Source organism: Actinocrispum sp. NPDC049592, from assembly GCF_040675465.1.
GTDB lineage: Bacteria > Actinomycetota > Actinomycetes > Mycobacteriales > Pseudonocardiaceae > Kibdelosporangium.
In genome coordinates this window covers 168,403-188,654 of record NZ_JBFAPA010000026.1, presented here as the reverse complement: position 1 = coordinate 188,654, position 20,252 = coordinate 168,403, and the positions used below count along the sequence as shown (strand labels likewise).

Sequence of the window (20,252 nt, the reverse complement as noted above, 5' to 3'; positions counted from 1 at the left end):
GCGGCGTCAAGCCGCGGCTTGAACAAAACGCGCATGATCGGCCCTGCCCGGCGGTGCCGTGTCACCGCCGGGCAGGATTTCCGCGGTCTAGCGGCCCGAGCTGTACAGCTGGGCCACTTCGGCCGCGGGCAACGCACGGTCGTAAAGGTGGACTTGGTCTATCGCGCCACGCCAGAAGTCCACCGGACCGCCGTTGAACTTGGCCCGTCCGATCACAGTGTTGCCAGCACCCGGTCCGCCGTCGCACGAGTACGCGACGCCCGCCTGCTGACCGTCCACATACAACGTCAGCGACCCGGCCACGACATCCCGGACGCCCACGAGGTGGTACCAACGACCGACCTCGGGGGTGACGGGAGCCAGCGCCCGGACGCCCGCGAAGCTGAACGCGAACCTGTTGTCCTGCCCGGAATACTGCAGGAAGAACGCGCTGTGGTCGGGCCCGTCCTGGCTGATGGCCGTCGCGAACCCGCCGAGGCTGTCCAGCTTCACCCAAGCAGCCGCGGTGTAGTTACCCGAAGTGTCCAGCACGGATGCTCCGGTGTCCACAGTGGAAGTGCTGCCGTTGAACTGAACCGCCGCGCCCGTGTGACCGGTGGTCCAAGTTGCGTCCGTCAGGGTTGCCGTGCGATGTCCGACAGTGTCCACAGTGGAGTTGCCACTGCCTTCGTCCAAGGGGAAGGCGGCGATGCCATCAGGGCCAGGAGTTCCCGGACCCGGCGGGGTAGGACCGTGTGTGCCGTCGGCGTTCCGGATGATCGCCTCGTTCACCGCCTTGACCTGGTTGAAGTCCATCTTCTTGACGACCCGGTCATAGGTGTAGAAGCCGTTCACCTCGTGCTCGACGTCGGTGATCTGCGTGTACACGGCCGCGCTGATCCCGCAACGCTGCGCGGTCGACATCACATCCCGTTGGTTCTCGACGTACCGGCGGGTCAACGTGGCCGAGTCGGGCTCCATCTCGTACGCGTGCCCGTCGCTGAACCACATGTGGTCCTTCACCTGCAGGCCAAAGCCGCCGTGTTCGCCGTCGACCGCGACCCTTGTGGCGCTTGGTGAAGGCGCCGCCGGGCCGACGTACTGGTGGAAGTCGAGGATGTCCCCGCGACCGGAGTCACCGTGTGAGGCGCAACAGTTCACACCGCTGTGCGGGTTGACGAGCCGGCTTGGGTCCTGGGCCTTGACGGAGTCGGCGATCCGGCCGGTGGCCGTCCGGTCCCACTCGCCCCAGCCCTCGTTGAACGGCACCCACACCACGACGGACGTGAAGCTCTTGTGCTTGTCCACCATCGTGTGCAGCTGGCGTTCGAACTCCTGCTGCGCGTCCGGCGGCGGCGTGCCGCCGGTCCGCATCGCGGGCATGTCCTGCCACACCAGCAATCCCAGCTGGTCGGCGTGGTAGTACCACCGGTCCGGTTCGACCTTGATGTGCTTGCGAACGGTGTTGAAGCCCAGCTTCTTGTGCGTCTCCAGGTCGAACTTCAGGGCGGCGTCGGTGGGCGCGGTGTAGATGCCGTCCGGCCAGAACCCCTGGTCCAGCGTGGACATCTCGAACAGGACCTTGCCGTTCAGCGCCATGTGCAGCTTGCCGTCCGCGCCCATGACGGTGCCGATCTCCCGCATCCCGAAGTACGAGCCGACCTCGTCGACGGTCCGGTGCCCGCGAACCAGGCGCACTCGGAGGTCGTACAGGAAAGGCGAGTCCGGCGTCCACAGTTTCGCGTTCGGCACCGGGACTTTCAGCTCGGCGCCCGGCGCACCGGTCGCCCTGCCGACGACCCGGTTCCGGTCGTAGGCAACGGCTTCGACCGACAGACCCGCCGTGTCGCCGCTGATCCTTGGCGTGACGCGGAGTGTGGAGTCGGCGAGCTTCGGAGTCTGGTCGAGCTGCGTGATGTTGCTGGCGGCCACCGGTTCCAGCCAGACCGTCTGCCAGATACCCGAGGTGGACGTGTAGAAGATGCCCTTGTCGGGCACATTGCGTTGCTTGCCAATGGGTTGCCAGGTGGCGTCGGTCAGGTCGGTGACGCCGACGATGATCTCCTGCGGGCCCCGGCCGGTGAGCGCGTCGGTGATGTCCACACTGAACGAGTCATAGCCACCGCGGTGGGTGCCGACCTGCTTGCCGTTGACCCAGATGACACTGTCGTAGTCGACCGCGCCGAAGTTCATCCGGACCCGGTCGCCCCGCCAGTTGTTCGGGATCGTGACCGTGCGGCGGTACCACATCCGGTCCTCGCGCCGCATGATCCCGGACAGCGCCGACTCGATCGGGTAGGGCACGAGCACGCGTTCGGCCAGCGAGTGCCCGATCGGCGGTGCCTCCCCCGCGGCGGCACCGGCGAACTCCCAGACACCGTTGAGGTTCTGCCACTGGTCCCGGGTGAGCTGTGGTCGTGGATACTCGGGCAGAGCGTTGTTGGGGCCGACGAGTTTGGTCCACGGTGTTGACAACGGTGGTGTTTTCGGTCTCCAGTCCGGCGCGGCCTGGGCCGGACTGGCCATGGCTACGGTACTGACGGCGGCGGCGAGCAGGGTGAGCACCCGCCGCCCGATCGAGGTTCTCTGCATCGGGCGACCTCCGGAAGCGAGAGTGTCAGCCGCGCCCGAGGTGGGCCCGGCTCAGGTACGCCTGTATCGCGACGACGATGGCCAGGAAAGCTCCGCTGACCACCGACTGGTAGTACGAGGACAACGTGCCGATCTGGTTGATGACGTTCTGGATCACGCACAGCAGCAGCACCCCCGCCGCTGTGCCACCGACGGTCCCAGCGCCACCGGTGAGCAGGGTTCCGCCGATCACGACGGCGGCAATGGCATCGAGCTCGAGCCCAACGCCCACAATGGTCACGCCGGACGCGTAGTACGCGGCGGCCAGCGCACCCGCGAGCCCGGCCAGCAGGCCACTTCCGGTGTACAGCCACACCGTGCGCCGGGCCACTGGCAGGCCCATCAGCTTGGCCGCCTCCCCGCTGCCACCGATGGCCAGCACGGAATGACCGAACTTGGTGCGTTGCAACACGATCACGCCGATGACGAACAGCACGACCGCGATGAACACCGGATATCCGATGCCCAGCACGGTTCCCTGGCCGATCTTGGTGAGGACGGCGTCACGTGGCATCACCCGGGTGGTGGCGCCTTCGTTCGTGATCGCGAGCAGCAGACCGCGGGCGCCGAGCAGAGTCGCCAGGGTGACGATGAACGGCGCCAGCCGCCCATACGCCACCAGGACCCCGTTCAGCAGCCCGATTCCACCGCACACCACCAATGGCAGCAGCAAGCCGACAACGCTTCCACTTTGGACGCCCAGCGCGGCGAGGACTCCGCCGAGCGCGTACACCGATCCGACCGACAGGTCGATACCGCCGGACAGGATCACGAAAGTCATGCCCAGCGCGACAATCGACAGGAAGGACGCCTGCATCGCGATGTTACGCGCATTGTCCACTGTGGCGAACGAGTCGAACGCGACCGACGAGATCACGACGACCAGCGCCAGCACGACCACCGAGCCGCGGCGTTGGACGACCCCGGCCAGCCATTCGCGGCGGGTCTCCTGGATCGCGGTCATGCGGCACCTCCCTGGCGCAACCGGGGCAGGAACACGGCGACGATGATGATCGCGGCCTGGACCAGCAAAGCAGCCGATGTGGGCAGGTTGTTCTTGATCAGCGTGGCCGAGATCAGCTGCATCAGCAGGGCGCCCGCGACCGTGCCCAGGACCCGCACGCGTCCACCGGACAATGGCGTGCCACCAACGACTACGGCCGTGATCGCGGCCAGCTCCGCCAGCTGCCCGATGGAACTCGGGTCCGAGGCCGTCAATCGTGCGGTTGCGACGATGCCCGCGATCGCGGCCAGCATGCCGCTGATCACGTACGTCACCATCAGCACGCGCCGCACCGGCAACCCCGCCAACGCACTCGCGGACCTGTTACCACCGACTGCGACCAGCTGACGCCCGAATGTCGTTTGCCTGACCAGGAATCCGACAACCAGCGTCAGGACGAGTGCGATGAGCACCACGATCGGGATGCCGAGCACCTTGCCCGACCCCATCTCCAGCAACGTCTTGTTGTGGATGTCCTTGAGCTGCCCGTCCGCGAACACCAACGCGAGCCCTCGCCCACCGACCAGCAACGCCAGTGTCGCAACGATGGGCTGAATTCCCGCTACCGCGACCAAAGTACCGCTGAACAGGCCGCACAACGCCCCGCCGAGTAGTGCGATGAGCAGGCCGGGAACGAGACCGTAGCCGAGGTAGAGCGGGAGCAGCGCGGCCGCGAGGGCCATCACCGAACCCACCGAAAGGTCGACGCCTTCGGTGCCGATGACCAAAGCCATGCCCAGAGCGGCGATCAGGGTCGGGGTGACCTGGACGAGCTGAGTGTTGATGTTGGTCAGGCTCGCGAAGTTCTCGGTGAAGATGAGGTTGTAGACGACGAGCAGGAGAAGGGCGCCGTAGACCCCGTAGTCCTGCAGCAGCCGGGCATTGCGGCGCTTCGTCGGGGGATCCTGCTCGTCACGGCTCATGTTCGGTGCTTTCCAGCCCGGCGGGCGCAGTTCTGGGGTCTTCTGGTCACTCGTCATCGGTCGCTCCCGGGTCGGCCAGGGCGGCGATGAGCTCGGACTCGGTGACGTCGGCGCCGTGGAGTTCTTTGACGACACGGCCTTCGCGCAGCACCACGATGGTGTCCGAGCCCTCGACGACCTCCTCGAACTCCGACGAGATCAGCACGACACCGAGGCCTTCGGCGGCGAGCTCCTCGATCAGCGACTGGACCTCGGCCTTCGCGCCGACGTCGATGCCCCGCGTTGGTTCGTCCAGCAGCAGCACCTTCGGTTCGCTGCACAGCAACCGGGCCAGCAAAACCTTCTGCTGGTTGCCACCGGACAACTCTCCCACGCGCTGGTCCGGGCTCGCGGCCTTGATCCGCAACCGGCGCATGAAAACGTCCACAATGGCATCCTGCCGACGCCGGGACACCAAGCCGGCGGCCGACAACCGTGGCAAGGCGGCCAGCACGATGTTCTCCCGCACCGACAGGTCCGGCAGGATCCCGTCGGCCTTTCGGTCCTCCGGCAACAAAACCACGCCCGCTCGCATGGCGGCCGCGACCGAACCGGTCCGCACGGAACGACTGTCCACAGTGACCGTTCCGGACTCCACCGGCAGCGCACCGGCGATCGCCCGGACGGTCTCACTCCGCCCAGCGCCCAGCAGTCCACCCAGACCGACGATCTCGCCCGGCCGGACCGTGACGTCCACGTCCCGCAGATGATGTTTGCTGGTCAGGCCGACCGCCGCGAGCACGGGCGCCGACTCGGTGTCGGCCTCGACGCCCGAGAACTTGGTCGCGCCCTCGCGGCGGATCTGTTCGAGGTTGCGGCCCAGCATCATCGCCACCAGCTCGAGCCGGGACAGCTCGGCCATCGGTCCGGTGTGGACACGACGGCCATCTCGCAGAACCGTGACGGTGTCGCAGATCCGGTACAGCTCGTCCAGCCGGTGGCTGACGTACAGAACGGCGACACCGTCCTCCCGCAGCCGGGAGACGATCGAGAACAAGGTGTCCACCTCGCGCGGTTCGAGCGATGAGGTGGGCTCGTCGAGGATCATCACCCGCGCGTCGAACGCCGCCGCCCTGGCCACGGCGACCATCTGCCGAACTCCTGCGCCCAACGTGCGCAGCGGCCGGGTCACGTCGACCTCCACGCCGTAGGAGCGCAGGAGTTCCCTGGCGGCGCTGTTCATCGCCCGGGTGTCCATCATCCCGAAGCGGGACTTCGGCTCCCGGCCGAGGAACAGGTTGCTGGCCACCGACATCAGCGGTACCAGGTTGATCTCCTGGTACACCGTGCTGATGCCGACCGCCTGCGCATCGAGCGGACGGGCGAAGCGGACGGCATCCCCTTGGTACCACAGCGAACCCTCGTCCGGTGTGTACACCCCGGTCAGCACCTTGATCAGGGTCGACTTGCCCGCGCCGTTCTCACCGACCAGCGCGTGCACCTCGCCCGCGCGCAAGGTCAGGTCCACTTCGGACAGTGCGGTGACACCGGGGAACCGTTTGCCGACCGCGCGGGCGTCCAGGACCGCTTCCCCCGCCATCAGTATGCGTTCGCCAGCTCGGCGGTCGCGTTGTCCTTGCCGTACAGCTTGTCGCTGATCACGACGTTCTGCTGGACCGGCTGGCCGGCCAGGAACGTGCGCAGGGTCTCGAACGCCAGCGGGCCGAACCGCGGGTTGGACTCGACCACCGCGAACATCTGGCCGTCGGTCACCTTCTGCACGGCGTTGCGGGTGCCGTCGATCGAGACGACCTGGATGTCCGTCCCGGGCTTCTTGCCTGCGCTGTTCAACGCCACCAACGCACCCAGCGCCATCTCGTCGTTCTCCGCGTACACCCCGTTGATGTCCGGCTGCGCCTGGATGATCTGCTCCATCACCTGCTGGCCCTTGTCCCGGGCGAACTCACCGGTCTGCTGGGCGACGACCTGGATGTCCGGCGCGCTCGCCTTCAGCTCATCGACGAACCCGCTGGTCCGGTCGGTGGTCACGTTGTTGCCGGACGCGCCGAGCAGGATCGCGACCTTTCCCTTGTTGCCCAGGGCCTTGGCCATCTCCTTGGCGGCGCGTTTGCCCTGCTCCACGAAGTTCGAGCCGAGGAAGGCCACGTAGTCCTTGCAGGGCGTGGAAGTGACCTTGCGGTCGATGGTCAGCACCGGGATGTTCTTGGCCCGGGCGGCCGACAGCGCGGGCTCGAGGCCGTCGGAGTTCAGGGGCGCGACGATGAGCACCTGAGCACCCTGGTTGATCATGTCCTGGATGTCCGAGATCTGCTTGCTGAGCTGCGAGTTCGCGTTGGTCGTCAGCAGCTGCTTGACACCGGCCTTGGCGGCCTCGTCCTTGATGGACTGGGTCTCGGCGATCCGGAACGGGTTGGCCTCCTTCTCCGACTGGGAGAAGCCGACCACGGCGCTCTTCAGGTCGATCTGGCTGCCGCCGTACTGCGCCAACGTGCAGGTGGGGCCGTTGGCGGCGGGTGCCTGGGTGGCCTGGGCGCCTCCGCTGGACTGCGCGGGCGGCGGCGTGGCGCTGTCCTCGGACTTCGTGCAGCCGGCCAACGCCAACACCACGCACAACGCGGCGGGAACTAACCGACGTGAGGGAATCGAGTAACGGAAACCGGTTGGCGGCACGGCTGGCTCCTCGTTGAGCGCGGTCGGGAACTCTGCGTGACCGGCACCGTTCGGCCGGTCACGGCACGCACGCTACATCGTTGGTACAACGTTGTAAATATGGTCCACTTGCTACTGTTCGACTGTCGTCGTGGCAGGAAGGTTGGTCGGAGTGGCAACTCTCAAGGATGTCGCCATGCTCGCCGGGGTCTCGGTGAAGACCGTGTCGAACGTGGTGAACGGCTACACCTTCGTCAAGCCGGAGAACGCGCGGCGGGTGCGCGAGGCACTGGCCGCGACCGGCTACAAGCCGAACGTGGGCGCCCGCAACCTGCGCCGCGGCCGGACCGGGTTCATCGCGCTGATGGTGCCCGAGCTGAGCATCCCGTACTTCGGCGAGCTGGCCGGCGGCGTGCTCACCGCGGCCCACGAGCACGACTGGAGCGTGCTGATCGAGCAGACCCAGGGTCTGCGCGAGCCGGAACGGGCCACGCTGGCGTCACTCGGCCCGCACATGGTCGACGGCGCGATCATCAGCCCGGAGGCGTTGCGCAAGGAGGACTTCACCCAGCACGCCTCCGCGCTGCCGATGGTCCTGCTCGGTGAGCACGCCTTGGACGTGCCGATCGACCACGTCGGCATCGACAACGTCCTCGCCGCCCGGACGGCCGTGCAGCACCTGATCGACACCGGCCGTCGCCGGATCGCCGTCATCGGCCAGAACCCCAGCCGTGGCACGGCAACGCAACGTCTGGCTGGTTACCGTCAGGCCCTCGAAGCCGCCGGACTTCCGCAACCGCCCGCACTGATCGCGCCTGCCCACAGGTATCACCACAAGGACGGCGCCGAAGGCATGGCGCACCTGCTGACGTTAGAGGACAAGCCGGACGCGGTGTTCTGCTTCAACGACATGCTCGCCCTCGGCGCCGTCCGCGCCGCGGCCGAACGCGGATACCGTGTGCCCCAAGACATCGCGATCGTCGGCTTCGACAACACCGAACACAGCGCCTACAGCCTCCCGTCCCTGACCACGATCGCGCCGGACAAGACCGCCCTCGCTCGCGCGGCCGTGTCGCTGATCCACGACCGCGCCAACGGCGAAACCGGTGACCCCAAGGACATCCAGATCCCGTTCACCCTGGAGATCCGGGAAAGCACGGTCACCGGCGGGCCCGCTGCAACACCTCCTCCTCGGTGAGCGCGCTCGAAGGGTGGTGGCTCAAGCACATCGGGACCTCGATCTTGCCCATGCGCATACCCTCGGTCGCGCCGTAGAAGCGCCCCGCGGGCAGCCTCGCGATGTCGTCGACCCTCCCACCCTTGGACCGCGCGAGCTCCATGGCCGCCTGGATCTGGACCGAAGCGTTGAGCAGCCCGAAGAACTGCGTCGCCGCGTTGCCCGTGACGAGGTTGTGCAACGCTTTGGGCGCCTGCGTCGCGTAAACCAGGCCCAGCCCGTACTTCCGTGCCTGCGTCGCGAGTTTGAGCGTGCTCTCCGTCGAAGCGGTCGTGCCCCTCGACGGCACGAACGTCTGCGCCTCATCGAGCACCAGCAGACCCCCGAGCGGCCGGTCACCCGCGGGATTTCGTTTGACCCACGCGAAAAGCGCCAATTGCAACTGGTTGACGAAGGTCTGGCGCTGCTCATCGGTCGGCAGCCCAATGCAGCTGATCACCGAGATGCGGGCGCGTTTGTCCCTGGCGGGCGTGAGCAGGACGCCGGGATCGAGGCGTTCACCCGCACCACCGAAGATCGGGTCGTTGATCATCGCCGCCTTCAGCTCCTCGGCCATGCCCTCAGCGAGGCGCCGCGCGTCCTTGATCGTGCTCACCCCGTCGGGCAGATCGCCGAGCAGCTCAACGAACTCGGTCAGCTCGCTGCCGCTCTTCCTGGCGAAGTAAGTCAGCGCCTGGGTCAGGACTGCCTTGCCCGTGGCGACTTTCCGCGCCGTCAGGCCCGCCCGGCGCACCAGGCCCGCGACCGAGGCGTCCACCGCCGTGCGGAACTCGTCGGGGTCGTCGAGGACGCCGCTGAAGTCCGGCAACGGGTTCAGCGCGATCGGGCGGCCGGATTCCCGGCGGGGCGTCCAGATCACGACATCAGTGCCAGCGTGGTAGCGCTCGGCTCGTTCTGGGTCGCCTTCGGTCCAGGTGCCCGGTGGGGTCGGCCATCGGTCGCCGAGCCGCGCGAGGTCGTTGTTGCTGTCGATCAGGATGGACGAGACGCCGTGGATGGCGGCGTCCTCCACCAACCGCCGCAGCAACACGGTCTTACCCGACCCGCTCCCGGCGAACACCACGGTGTGCTTGCGCAGCAACAGGAGCGGCACCCGGAACTCCTTGCCGTTCTCGACGTTGCGTCCCAGGAAGACCGCGCTGTCGTCCGCCGCCGGTTGCCCCTTCGCAAGCTCGGCCGCCGGAACGGAACCGCTCGGTTCCCGGGCACCCGCCGGTACTGGACGGTCCAGTTCCGACGCCGGTGGAACTGGACCGTCCAGTACCGGGGTCGAGCCAGACGCTCGGGGTACCAGCCCGTCTAGTTCCGGCGCCTCACCAGCGGGAACTGGACCGTCCAGTACTCGGCCGCCGGAGGCGCGGCCGCCCGGCCCTGGGGCCACCGGCGGTACTGGACCGTCCAGTTCCGTGGGTCTCGGGGGTACCGAACCGTCCAGTACCCGATCCGCCGTCGACGCCGACCCCCTCACCACCGGCGTGGACTCCGGCGCATCACCCGCCAGAACTGGACTGTCCAGTACCCGACCCTCTACCGGAACTGGACCGTCCAGTACCCGATCCGCCGCTGGCACCGACCCACTCACCACCGGCGTCGTCTCCAGTGAGCCATCCGCCGGAACCGAACTGTCCAGTACCGGACCCTCCATCGGAATTGAACCGTCCAGTACCCGACCCAGAGGAACTGGACTGTCTAGTACCCGGCCCGCCATTGGCTTCGACCCGCCCAGCACGGGCCTCGACTCCTGCGTGACATCCACCGCCGGAACTGGACCGTCCAGTACCGGCGTCGACTCTGAGGACCCCGACGCAGGACCACCAGCCACCGGCGCCACCCCAGGTACTGGACGGTCTAGTTCCGCCGCCCCACCCGCAGAAACTGGACCGTCCAGTACCCGAGCCCCAAGTACTGGACGGTCCAGTTCCGAAGGGATGGCCCCCAACACCTGACTCAGCAGCTGAGACCGGCCAGCGGGCCGGCGCTCGGCGAGCCAGCTGAGAAACTCCGGCGGAGCGTTCCGCTGCATCTCCTGCAAAGCCGAGAAAGTACGCAGATCGTCAGCCGACACCGGCAGCGCCACCCCGGAAGCGGCCTCAAACTCCGAGACCATCTGCTCAGTCTTCGGCCCACTCGGAAAAGCCGTGTTGCGCAACACCACCAGATGCCGCTTGTGAGCACCGCGACGCAGCCCGGACTCAAGGCTCGCAGGCCGCAACCGAGCCTGAACCGCGCGAGCGTTGTGGTGGGCGATGGCGCGGAAGCTCCAGTGTTCCTCGTCCTCGCGCGCCTCGTCGATGGTGCGGCGCAGGCGCGCATGCAGCGCGGGCTTGATGACCGACGCGGGGTCGACCGTCAGCTGCGCGCCAGCATTGCCTTGTTCCAGGACGTAGCACTTCAACCCCGCGTTCAGCAGCGACGACATCCGGCCGTCCTCGTGCCCCGGATCCAGCGGCGTGACCACGTCCGCTTCCGCCCGCAGCCGCGCGAACCGCTCGTCCAGCGCGGTCAGGTCGCCCAAAACCGGCGCGGCCGCGGCAGCCACCGAAACAACAGCCCCGAAAGAGCCGAGTTCCGACACAGCGTTGACCGCCAGGCACGACCGGACATGCTCCGACACACGCTGCAGCAGATATCGAGGGGTGTAGTTGGCGACGTCGGGGTCGTCGAACGCCACCGGCAGGATGGGCCAGGTTGGGTACGGCGGCCGGAAGCCGATCTCGCCGTAGAGACCGCCGAGGTGGCGTTCGACGATCGCGGCGGCGATCCGCGCGCTCGGCATCGCGGTGGACAGGTCGAGCACGGTGAACCGGTCGGCCGCCGAGTTGGCCGACCGGTTCGCCACCAGTTCCCATGATGTGGGGATGCACGCGACCACCACGATCGTGCGGATGGTCTCCTCCCGCATCCGCATCAGGCCGTCGGCGAGGCGCGCGGCGAGCAGGTCCTCGCCTTCCTGCGCGGATTCGGCGAGCACGGTGTCGATCTGGTCAACGGCCATGACCACGGGACCAGTGAGCGCGAACAGCCGCGACAGGTCGCTGAACAGCAGTTGCGCGTCCCGGCCGCGGTCCCGGAAACCCCACTCCGGGTCGCCCTCGGCCAGCGTCAGGTAACTTCGCCCGGCCTCCCGCAGTTTTCCCTTGCTCTGGTACAGAACCAGGGCGCGCAAAGTGTCCTGGCACTCCAACGCCACTTGCGGGTCATAGTCCTCGAGCCGCGAGATGAAGTCGTCCAGCTGCGCGCGCCCGATCTGCATCGTGCCGCGCACCCGCAGGCTCAGCTCGGGCCCGCACCCGGTCAGCTCGGTCAGCGACTCGAGCATCCGGCCCAGCTGTCCACCGTCCGAGCCGAGCAGCTGGTTGACGATCCCGTGCACGGCGCCCGCCCAGAACGACTTGCCGTCGATCAGTTTGGGCATGAAGAACGAGCCGCCGTGTTGTTGCACGTGCTGCCGCAGCCAGCCGAGCATGTGTGTCTTGCCGACCCCGCGCTCGCCACGCAGGACCAGGCCGATCGGGGTGCTGCGCGGACGGCGTTTGGCGGCGAACACCGACCGCATGATCTCGTCCATCACGCGGGTGTGCAGGCCGTCGACGTGGTTGGTCAGCGGCGACCAGATCTCGTCGTGGCTGAGCACGCTGCTGAACTGGATCGACGCGAGCGCGAGGTGTTGCTCCTCGTTCACTGCGGCACCTCGATCATCAGCCGATGCCGTGCGGTGCCACCGAGAACGACGGCGGCCTGGATGTCCAGCTCCGTCAACGTCTTCTGGTCGGCCTCGGACCGGACGTGCACATCCGGCCGGCGGGCCAGCAGCTCCAGCGCCCGGTCGACCTCGCTCTTCGGCACGCCGTTCAGCCGGTCGCGCAGGTCGGCGAGCCGCACCGACTCGCCGCTGCCGCCGGTGATCTCCGCGTAAGCCGCCTCCACCTGGCCTTTCACGTCCGCACGGAACACAACCCCAAGCGGCTGCCCGTTCTCATCGAGATGGCGCTGCAACCCGTGCAGCACGGCATAAAGCGCTCCACCGGCGGGCCCGGACCGCGCCGGACGCTCCCCCAGCAGCTCCTTGGCGCACCACAGCGTGCCCTTGTCGGTGAGCTCATGCACGAACGCCCGGCCGACCTTCGTGCTGTCGACCAGGCCAAGACCGTTGAGATGGTTGCGGTACTTGCCGTCCAGCGTGAGACCGGCGACCGCGTGCAGCTCCGCGTTGGTCATCTCCCGCGCCTCGGCCATCAGCACGAGCAGAACACAACGCTCGGTCAAGGTCAGCCGTTCGTCGGACATAGCCGTCCCCTCATGTTCCATCAGTCACTGTGAAACCGTTGTCCGCAGCGGCGATTCCACGCCCCTGCACAGGTCCTTGAGCCCGCACGACGCGACCCGTCTTGTGCGCCTCGAGCGCTGCGGCGTAGTCCGAGGCACTTCGCAACCACACCGGCACCAGCCGCCGCTTCCCGGCCGCGACGCCGTCGATCTGAAGCACGCCACGGACGCCGATGCGCCACCGTTCGCCGTTCTCGTCGTCGGCCAGCCGCTGCACCGGCCCTTCGACCGCGCCGACGCCATCGACCTGCACGGCTCGCTTGGTCGCCGCGCGGATGCGTTCACCCGCGCCACGCGGGAACGTCACCACTTCGCCGGCCCGCGGAGCCCGGCGGGACCAGCGAAAACCAAGCTCGAACGAGGACATCCGATCCGGTCCGGCCAGGTCGGCGAGGGCGACGCACACCTCGGTGGACACGCCTTCGAACGCGCCATCGAGCGCCGCTGTCGAACTGTGCAGCACCCGCAAGGCGGTGCGGCGGCCCAAATCCTCGTATGGCAGGGAGATGTCGACGCCGAACACCTCTTCGCTCAACGAGAGCAGGGTCCTGTCGAGCAACGCAGCCGCCGAGTCCACTGCCGCCTCTTCACGCGCACAGACGGCGACGAGGTCCCGCGCCGCCCGCAATGACCGGATTCCCGTTGGCAGCGTTACCGTTTCGGCGAAGTCGTGCGCGCGATAGGAGACGACGTCGACCGCTGGCAACGCGATGTCCCGGCCGACCGCACGGGGTGTCCGCCCCTCGGCGTCCGCGACGCATCGCACCAGTTCACGCAGACGTCCCGCCGTGTCCGCCATGGTGTCGCTCGGCGGTACGAGCACGTCGAATTCACGCAGGCTCCACACGGAGGCGCTGCGCCAGCGGCCGGTCATCGCCCAGCCGTGGGCGCGCAGGTAGTCGAGCACGTCCTCCACCCGTGGCGTCCCGGTCATGAGGCCACGGCGATGGCATCCCCGGTCACCAGGGCGCACAGGCTCGCCACCGTCAGAACGTTGCTCACCGGGATCTTGACCCGGATGTGTCTCGCGCGGTCCGGATCGGGAACCGGAGCACGATCGCGCAGCGAAATGTAGTAGCCGATGTGCCGCAGCAACAGCCCTGACGTGCTCAAATCCGCGAACTGCGTGATCTCGCGCGGAACATGCACGACGAACAGATATCGCGGCACAATGAATTCGTCGCCGGCCAGTTTGCCGAACTGGACAAGATCGAGGCCATCGAAGTTGACCAGCCCTTTTCGCACCTCGAGCGCCGACACCGTTTTGACCTGGACCTCGATCCGCGGCGAGAACCCGGCCGGCGTGCGTCCGGGCTGCTTGATGCACAGATCCACGCCATCGAGATCGACATCGTCCTCGGACCAGACCAGCCCGGCGGCGGACGCCAGCACCCTGATGTAGTCGGCACCGAACTTGCCCTGATGATTACGCACGTCGAGCACGGAAGCACCCTCCGGTCAATTCCCGAACGCGTCATTACCCGCCACCGGCACCTTACTCATCGGTCAACCACCGGGATCCGTTTCCGGAAATAGATCTTGGGTTGTTCAACAATTGCCGAACAAGCGGTACCGAATGAAACTGACCGACAGTTCCGGCATCCGCGGCCGGGGTGCGCGGCACGACCGGCCGGTAATTCGCTTCACTGTCCACTCGGGAGTCGCTACAGTGCTCACGGTTCCGCGCTGCCCGGATGCCCGCAGCGCCCGCGACGAGTGAGGGAGGCCGGCCGTGCGCAGTCACGACGCCGTCCTCCGGTCGCGCTCCGAGGTGCTCCTGATCTCCGCGGCGGCCCGGTGCCGGCTGCGCGGCCGCCACTGGTCCCGGTGACGAACCTGTTCTGAGCAACGGCTTTCCCGTTGCCCCGGTTCGTGCCGTCAATCGCGCCGACATGTTGGGACCACCCCGAAAGGGCCATCTGCCGTGCGTACTTTGCAAACCCTCGCCGACGTCCGCAACCTGGGCATCCTCGCCCATGTCGACGCGGGCAAGACCACCCTCACCGAACGGATCCTCTATGCGACCGGGACGACCCACAAACGCGGCGAGGTTCACGACGGCACGACAGTCACCGACTTCGACTCCCAGGAACGCGACCGCGGCATCACCATCTTCGCCGCGGCGGTGACGTGTGCCTGGAACGGCAACCGGATCAACCTGATCGACACCCCAGGGCACGTCGACTTCGCCGACGAGGTCGAGCGTTCACTGCGGGTGCTCGACGGCGCGGTAGCGGTGTTCGACGCCGTCGCGGGCGTCGAACCGCAGAGCGAATCGGTGTGGCGGCAGGCGGATCGGCATGGCGTGCCGCGGATCGCGTTCATCAACAAGATGGACCGCGCGGGCGCCGACCTCGACGCCGCGGTGGCGTCGATCCGCAAGCGGCTGCACCCGTTGCCGCTCGTCGTGCACCTGCCGATCGGCCAGGAGGACGAGTTCACCGGTGTGGTCGACCTGCTGCGAATGCGTGCCCTCATCTGGGCAGGCGACACGCTGTCCGACGAGCCGATCCCGGAAGCCCTGGTGCCGGAAGCCAACCGGCGCCGGCGGCTGCTGGAAGAGGCAGTGGCGGAGCGACATCCGGCCACACTGGAGGAGTTCTGTGCAAAGTCGACGGTGTCGGCCGAGATGCTGGCGGCCGCGCTGCGCGACCTGACACAGAGTGGCGAAGGTCTGGTTGTGCTGTGTGGTTCGGCCCGCCGCAACCGTGGGATCGAGCCGTTGCTGGACGCTGTTGTGGCGTATTTGCCATCGCCACAGGAAAATCCGGCGGCGTTCGCCTCTCTGGTGTTCAAGGTCGTCGCTACGGCCACAGGTCGGCTGACGTTCGTGCGTGTGTACTCGGGAACACTGGAGAAGGGAGCGGTGGTGCTCGATGTCGGCGCTGGTCGGACCGAACGGGTCGCCCGCATCCTGCGGGTGCGGGCGGACCGGCACACCGAACTCGACCAGGCCACGGCCGGTGACATCGTCGCCCTGGTCGGCCCGAAGGCCGCTCGGGTCGGCGCCAGCCTGTGCGCGCCAACGGATCCAGTGCTGCTGGAACCGGCGCCGATCGCCGAACCGGTGGTGTCCGTGGCGGTCGAGGCGCGCCGGACCGTCGACAGCGAACGCGTGGCGATGGCGTTGGCACAGCTGGTCGAAGAGGATCCGTCGCTGCGGCTGCGGACCGACTCGCAAACGGGGCAGACCCTGTTGTCGGGCATGGGCGAGTTGCACCTGGAGGTCGCGGTGGAGAAGATCCGGCGCAGCCGCGGCCTCGAGATCGCGGTCGGCAGGCCGAAAGTGGCCTACCGGGAGACCGTCGCACAAGGCGTGTCCGGGGTGGTTTACCGGCACGTCAAGCAGGACGGCGGCGCGGGCCAGTTCGCGCACGTGGTTCTCGACGTCGAGCCGTTGGACGGCAAGGACTTCGAGTTCGAGTCGGCCGTGGTCGGCGGACGAGTGCCGCGCGAGTACATCCGTGCTGTGGAAGCGGGTTGCCGCGATGCGCTGTCCGAGGGCCCGCTCGGCGGTCACCCGGTGACGGGTGTGCGGGTCGTCCTCACCGACGGCGCGACCCACCCGAAGGACTCCTCGGAGCTGGCCTTCCGCACCGCGGGCAAGCTCGGTCTCCGAGAAGCCTTACGCGCCAGCGTGATGGCTCTGCTGGAGCCAGTGTCCGAAGTGGCCGTCACGGTCCCTGAGGACGCGGTCGGCGGTGTGCTCGGCGACCTGGCCATGCGCCGTGGCCGCGTCACGGCGTCGGTCACCCGCGGCAGCACGGTGACGGTCACCGCAACTGTGCCGTTGGCCGAACTGTTCGGCTATTCGGACCGGCTGCGCAGCCGTACACATGGCCGCGGCACGTTCACCGCGCAGCCAAACGGTTACGCCCCACGGTGAACCGCAAGGGATGGCCCCGCTCGCAAAGGGCGGGGTCATCCCGGTTCACAGGTCCAGACCGACCAGTTGTTCGAAGGCCGCACGCTCACGATCCGTCAACGGGATCGTCAGCGGGTCAATCCCTGGCGGGCAGGGCACCCGCTCCGGCGGGGTCGGCGGGGGCGGTGGCACCGATGGCGGCGGCACGAGCCCGGCGGGCTCCACCGGGTGGGCCGACGGGCTCAGCGTCCAGCCGACAGTCGTGAAAACCCTCACCACTGCACGAAGAATCCGCACTGCCCGCACCTCCCACATGGTCGCCCGATGTGGAATCAATGGTGCCCCACGCGCAACCAGGAATTCCCTACTCGTGAGTGGTTTCGGTCGTTCTGGCGACCGAACCACTCACGAGGGCTGAGCTGCGCGGACGAGGTCGTCGCCGGGGAGTTCGATGCCGAAGCCGCCGCCGGGGTTGACGATCAGCGTGACCCCGGCGAGGGCCGGGGCCAGCTCGCGGCCTTGGGTCTGCATCACCGATTCGGCGTTCTGGGGCACGAACCTGGGCGACGAGTAGACGGTCAGGAACCGGCGTCCGTTGTTGTCGACGCCGACCCGCAGGCCGTTGTTGCCGTCGGTCTCCAGCAGGAAGGGGGAGTTCAGCGCCGCGGGCAGGACCCGGTCCTGCGGCAGCCAACCGGCCGCGACGAACCCGAGCACCAGCTCGAAGTCGGTCTGCGGCTCGGGATAACCGCGGCGGCGCGGGCTGGGCCGGTACTCCTCGTTGAGGTAGGTCTCGCCGGTGAACTGGCCGTCCGGGCCGACCTTGTACCCACCCAGCATCACCGGTAGCGGCATGCCCTCGATGTAGCGGGGATCGACGTCGGGATCCGCGCAATACACCCAGCCACCAGGGTTGCGCGCCGCGGCGGCCCGCATGCCATCGGTAATCGGCGGTAGACCAGGGTGATCCGCAGCCGGCTGGGCGATTTCCTCGATATGGCCAGACCGCAGGTACTCGTTGATCGCGCTCGGCAGGACATAACCGTGGCCACCGTTCGCGGACACCACGGCCACCACACGCCACTGGCCGCCGGTGATCCGGTAGCGGTGGTACGGGCGCTGGGCGAACTCGGCGGGCAGGCCGCGCTGCTCGAACGGGGTTCCCGCCGCGTACACGAGGTTGCCGTCCGGCTCGCCGTACCGGTCCACCTCGAGGTCCTCGATCATCATCGTGCTGACGCTCGCGAACGCCTCCACCGGCGGGTCATCGGACAGCACGACCAACGGGGACTGCCAGGCCGGGATCTCCTCGCCCAGCTCGTACTCCAGTTCGGCGGCGTTCGCGGTCAACTGCCCCGCCAGGTATGCGGACGCCTGTCGAACGTCGTCGAACACGATGGCACTGCGCTGGTCCTGCGACCATTGCACGCGGTAGCGGTCGCCGTCCCGGACCAGGTTCCAGGCGCCTTCCCGTTCGGCCAGCACGCTGTAGTACCGGGGGCTGATCCGCTTGTCGATGATCACCGACTCGACCACCCGGAAGGCCTCGTTGGCCTTGATGTCCACTTCGGACTCGTCCCACGGACGGCCCATCGCGAGCGCCGCGGCCCGGTCCATCACGATCGCCGGGACGTTCACGGTCGGCCGGTGTTGCTTCGCACGGATCCGCGAGACCAACGGCAGCGCAGGCGGAACCCCGTGCACGCTCAGGTAGTACGCGGCGGAGCTGGGCCAGACGAATCGGCCGTCGGTGTGGAACCCCATCGGCACAACGGGTTCCTCGTTGCCGGCCAGCACGTCCTCGGTCAACCCACGGGAGGACAACACCAAGGGCGCGGCCGTCAGGTACTCCAGCACCGCCTCGCGTTCGTCTTCGCTGAGCACCGGCCGGTAGACGACCCCAGGCCCGTCGAACAACCGGACCATCTCCAGCTGGCCATCCGGCTCATCCTCCCGCGGGGCACGGACAGCCGCGTCCAGCAGCCACCTTGGGATGGCGTCCGCGTTGCGCGGCAACAACTGCAGCTCGGCGGCCGCCAACTCTGGCGTGACAGAACTCGGTGGCGTCAAGGCGTCCACGTCCCGGACCAACGGCATGCCGGGCGAGAGCTCGAACCTGGCCCGGAACCACACACCCCGCCCCGGGTGGTAGTCCCGCATCCGCAACCGGTACAGCCACTGACTGACCATCGCGGGCGGTGCCCAGGAAAGCGTTGTCCCGTCGGCCATACTGACCGTCACGGTGACAACCATGCGCGACACCAACGCCTCGCACTCAACCGTCATCCCGCTCCACCCGGCCGGAGCAGCCTGAGCCAGCGCATTCCCCAGTCCCGCAAGCACATCCACCGAGGCGGAGTTCGGGTCCCCATCGGGGGCCGGATCCGTCGGCACCCAAGGAATCCACCCGGCGACCGGCACGGTCTCCTCACGCACCAACCGCACACCAGTCGCCACATGCCCGGTCACCACATCGGCGTCGTCCACTTCGGACCCGTCTGCCCGTTCGACCCGCAGGGTGACCACCGACTCGAACCCCACCGCATCGGCCGTCACTACAGCCGCGACGTCGCCGTCAATCCCAACGATCATTGTCCCCTCCCGATGGGCGCCTGCGCGAGGTGCTGTACCAATCGGCGCGCCTGCCATCGTTGGTACTCAACGCAAGTGGCTCTGCTCGCCGCTGCGGCCTGCTGCGCCTGGGCGGCTGCCGCGGCATCGGCCTGGCTGGCCGCCGGCCCTGCCGCGCGCCCTCGTTGAGCCGCTTCACGAATGGGCGCCAGTACGGCACGGAAAGCCGCATCAGCAACAGCTTCCACCGTGTTGACTGCGTACTCGGCGGCCTGGGCAAGCGCCTCGGATTCCAGATACCTTGCCTGGTAGGCATTCGCGGCGGCTTCATCGGCCAACGTCACCGCGGCACGCCAGGCGGCGATGCGTACTTCCGACGGCAGCATGTCGGGAGCGTAGGCGGCTGCGGCCGCGAACGCTGCGGCGAAGCCAGTTGCGGCCACGCCGGCTTGCTGAATCGCGTTGGCCTGAGCACTTGCCGCGTGGGCGCCCTGCGCTGCAGCCTGCCACTCGCTCACTGGAACGCTTTCACCGGCCAGTTTCCGTCGGTACAGCTCAACGACTCGGTCCGCGGCGGCGCCGTTCTCCAGGTGCCGCAGTACCCCTTGTTCGTTGTCGGCCAACAGGTCCAGCATCCACCGCGTCGCGACTTGGTCCAGATCGGCGCCAACGGGAATCGCCTCCACAGCCGCGACCGCGAACTCGGCGGCCTCTCCGGCCGGAACCCGCTCGAAGCACCGATCCAGCAGCGCCCCGACGCCCTGCGGAATCCCCCACAACCGCTCGGTTTGATCCAGCCATCGCACCGCAGTCCCACCATCAGCCAGCAACTCGCCGATGGCAACGTTCCGTTCCTGAGCCAGCCGCCGGACAGTGAGACACACGTGAAAACCGCCCTGGAAACCGCCATCCGCACCGGCCTGGATGGGACTGTCCCGGCGCCGCACCAACGCCCCGGCCGCCCGGTTCGCCCGCATCTCGGCGACCCCCGCGGCCTTGAGCCCCGGCTGGTTGTTCCACGCCGCCACAGTCAGTTCCCTCCTTGCCCAGCTCGCGATGACGTCATCG

At 67.9% G+C, this 20,252-nt stretch carries 14 protein-coding genes; 2 read left to right on the top strand and 12 right to left on the bottom strand.

The features are described from left to right. Window positions 1-87: 87 nt before the first annotated feature. The 5 genes from AB0J95_RS46810 to AB0J95_RS46790 are packed head-to-tail and all read right to left on the bottom strand — an operon-like array spanning window position 88 to window position 7,179. Complete coding sequence (locus tag AB0J95_RS46810) at window positions 88-2,571, bottom strand: LamG-like jellyroll fold domain-containing protein (RefSeq protein WP_364772716.1); 2,484 nt, start codon at window positions 2,569-2,571, stop codon at window positions 88-90. A 25-nt stretch (window positions 2,572-2,596) separates the two neighbouring features. Further along, complete coding sequence (locus AB0J95_RS46805) at window positions 2,597-3,574, bottom strand: ABC transporter permease (RefSeq protein WP_364772714.1); 978 nt, start codon at window positions 3,572-3,574, stop codon at window positions 2,597-2,599. After that, complete coding sequence (locus AB0J95_RS46800; protein ID WP_364772713.1) at window positions 3,571-4,593, bottom strand: ABC transporter permease; 1,023 nt, start codon at window positions 4,591-4,593, stop codon at window positions 3,571-3,573. Before AB0J95_RS46800 ends, AB0J95_RS46805 begins: the two co-directional genes overlap by 4 nt. Continuing rightward, window positions 4,583-6,115, bottom strand: coding sequence for a sugar ABC transporter ATP-binding protein (locus AB0J95_RS46795; RefSeq protein WP_364772712.1), 1,533 nt, complete (start codon window positions 6,113-6,115; stop codon window positions 4,583-4,585). Before AB0J95_RS46795 ends, AB0J95_RS46800 begins: the two co-directional genes overlap by 11 nt. Then, window positions 6,115-7,179: a substrate-binding domain-containing protein gene (locus tag AB0J95_RS46790; RefSeq protein WP_364772785.1), complete on the bottom strand. Its 1,065-nt coding sequence runs from the start codon at window positions 7,177-7,179 to the stop codon at window positions 6,115-6,117. Before AB0J95_RS46790 ends, AB0J95_RS46795 begins: the two co-directional genes overlap by 1 nt. Window positions 7,180-7,357: 178 nt before the next feature. Between AB0J95_RS46790 and AB0J95_RS46785 the strand changes: the two genes are divergently transcribed. Continuing rightward, window positions 7,358-8,383: a LacI family DNA-binding transcriptional regulator gene (locus AB0J95_RS46785; protein WP_364772710.1), complete on the top strand. Its 1,026-nt coding sequence runs from the start codon at window positions 7,358-7,360 to the stop codon at window positions 8,381-8,383. Here AB0J95_RS46785 and AB0J95_RS46780 read toward each other — a convergent pair. The 4 genes from AB0J95_RS46780 to AB0J95_RS46765 are packed head-to-tail and all read right to left on the bottom strand — an operon-like array spanning window position 8,346 to window position 14,191. Beyond that, on the bottom strand, window positions 8,346-12,104 hold the full coding sequence (locus AB0J95_RS46780) for a zonular occludens toxin domain-containing protein (protein ID WP_364772708.1): 3,759 nt from the start codon (window positions 12,102-12,104) through the stop codon (window positions 8,346-8,348). The two genes, AB0J95_RS46785 and AB0J95_RS46780, sit on opposite strands and share 38 nt — an antisense overlap. After that, on the bottom strand, window positions 12,101-12,709 hold the full coding sequence (locus AB0J95_RS46775) for a hypothetical protein (protein WP_364772707.1): 609 nt from the start codon (window positions 12,707-12,709) through the stop codon (window positions 12,101-12,103). Before AB0J95_RS46775 ends, AB0J95_RS46780 begins: the two co-directional genes overlap by 4 nt. A gap of 10 nt (window positions 12,710-12,719) precedes the next feature. Then, window positions 12,720-13,682, bottom strand: coding sequence for a hypothetical protein (locus tag AB0J95_RS46770; RefSeq protein ID WP_364772706.1), 963 nt, complete (start codon window positions 13,680-13,682; stop codon window positions 12,720-12,722). Continuing rightward, a complete protein-coding gene (locus tag AB0J95_RS46765) occupies window positions 13,679-14,191 on the bottom strand; it encodes a DUF4365 domain-containing protein (RefSeq protein ID WP_364772705.1) in 513 nt (170 codons plus the stop codon). Before AB0J95_RS46765 ends, AB0J95_RS46770 begins: the two co-directional genes overlap by 4 nt. 481 nt (window positions 14,192-14,672) lie before the next feature. Here AB0J95_RS46765 and fusA point away from each other — a divergent pair, with 481 nt between their 5' ends. After that, window positions 14,673-16,634, top strand: coding sequence for an elongation factor G (gene fusA / locus AB0J95_RS46760; protein WP_364772703.1), 1,962 nt, complete (start codon window positions 14,673-14,675; stop codon window positions 16,632-16,634). A gap of 45 nt (window positions 16,635-16,679) precedes the next feature. On the opposite strand, the gene AB0J95_RS46755 is transcribed toward fusA, so the two are convergent. The 3 genes from AB0J95_RS46755 to AB0J95_RS46745 all read right to left on the bottom strand — a co-directional run bounded on the left by AB0J95_RS46755 (window position 16,680) and on the right by AB0J95_RS46745 (window position 20,212). Continuing rightward, window positions 16,680-16,889, bottom strand: a complete 210-nt coding sequence (locus AB0J95_RS46755; protein WP_364772702.1) for a hypothetical protein — start codon at window positions 16,887-16,889, stop codon at window positions 16,680-16,682. A gap of 129 nt (window positions 16,890-17,018) precedes the next feature. Then, window positions 17,019-19,205 carry a glycohydrolase toxin TNT-related protein gene (locus tag AB0J95_RS46750; protein WP_364772700.1) on the bottom strand — a complete coding sequence of 729 codons (2,187 nt, stop codon included), beginning with the start codon at window positions 19,203-19,205 and terminating at the stop codon, window positions 17,019-17,021. Further along, window positions 19,202-20,212, bottom strand: a complete 1,011-nt coding sequence (locus tag AB0J95_RS46745) for a hypothetical protein (protein WP_364772699.1) — start codon at window positions 20,210-20,212, stop codon at window positions 19,202-19,204. The genes AB0J95_RS46750 and AB0J95_RS46745 overlap by 4 nt, the downstream gene beginning before the upstream one ends. Window positions 20,213-20,252 lie beyond the last annotated feature (40 nt).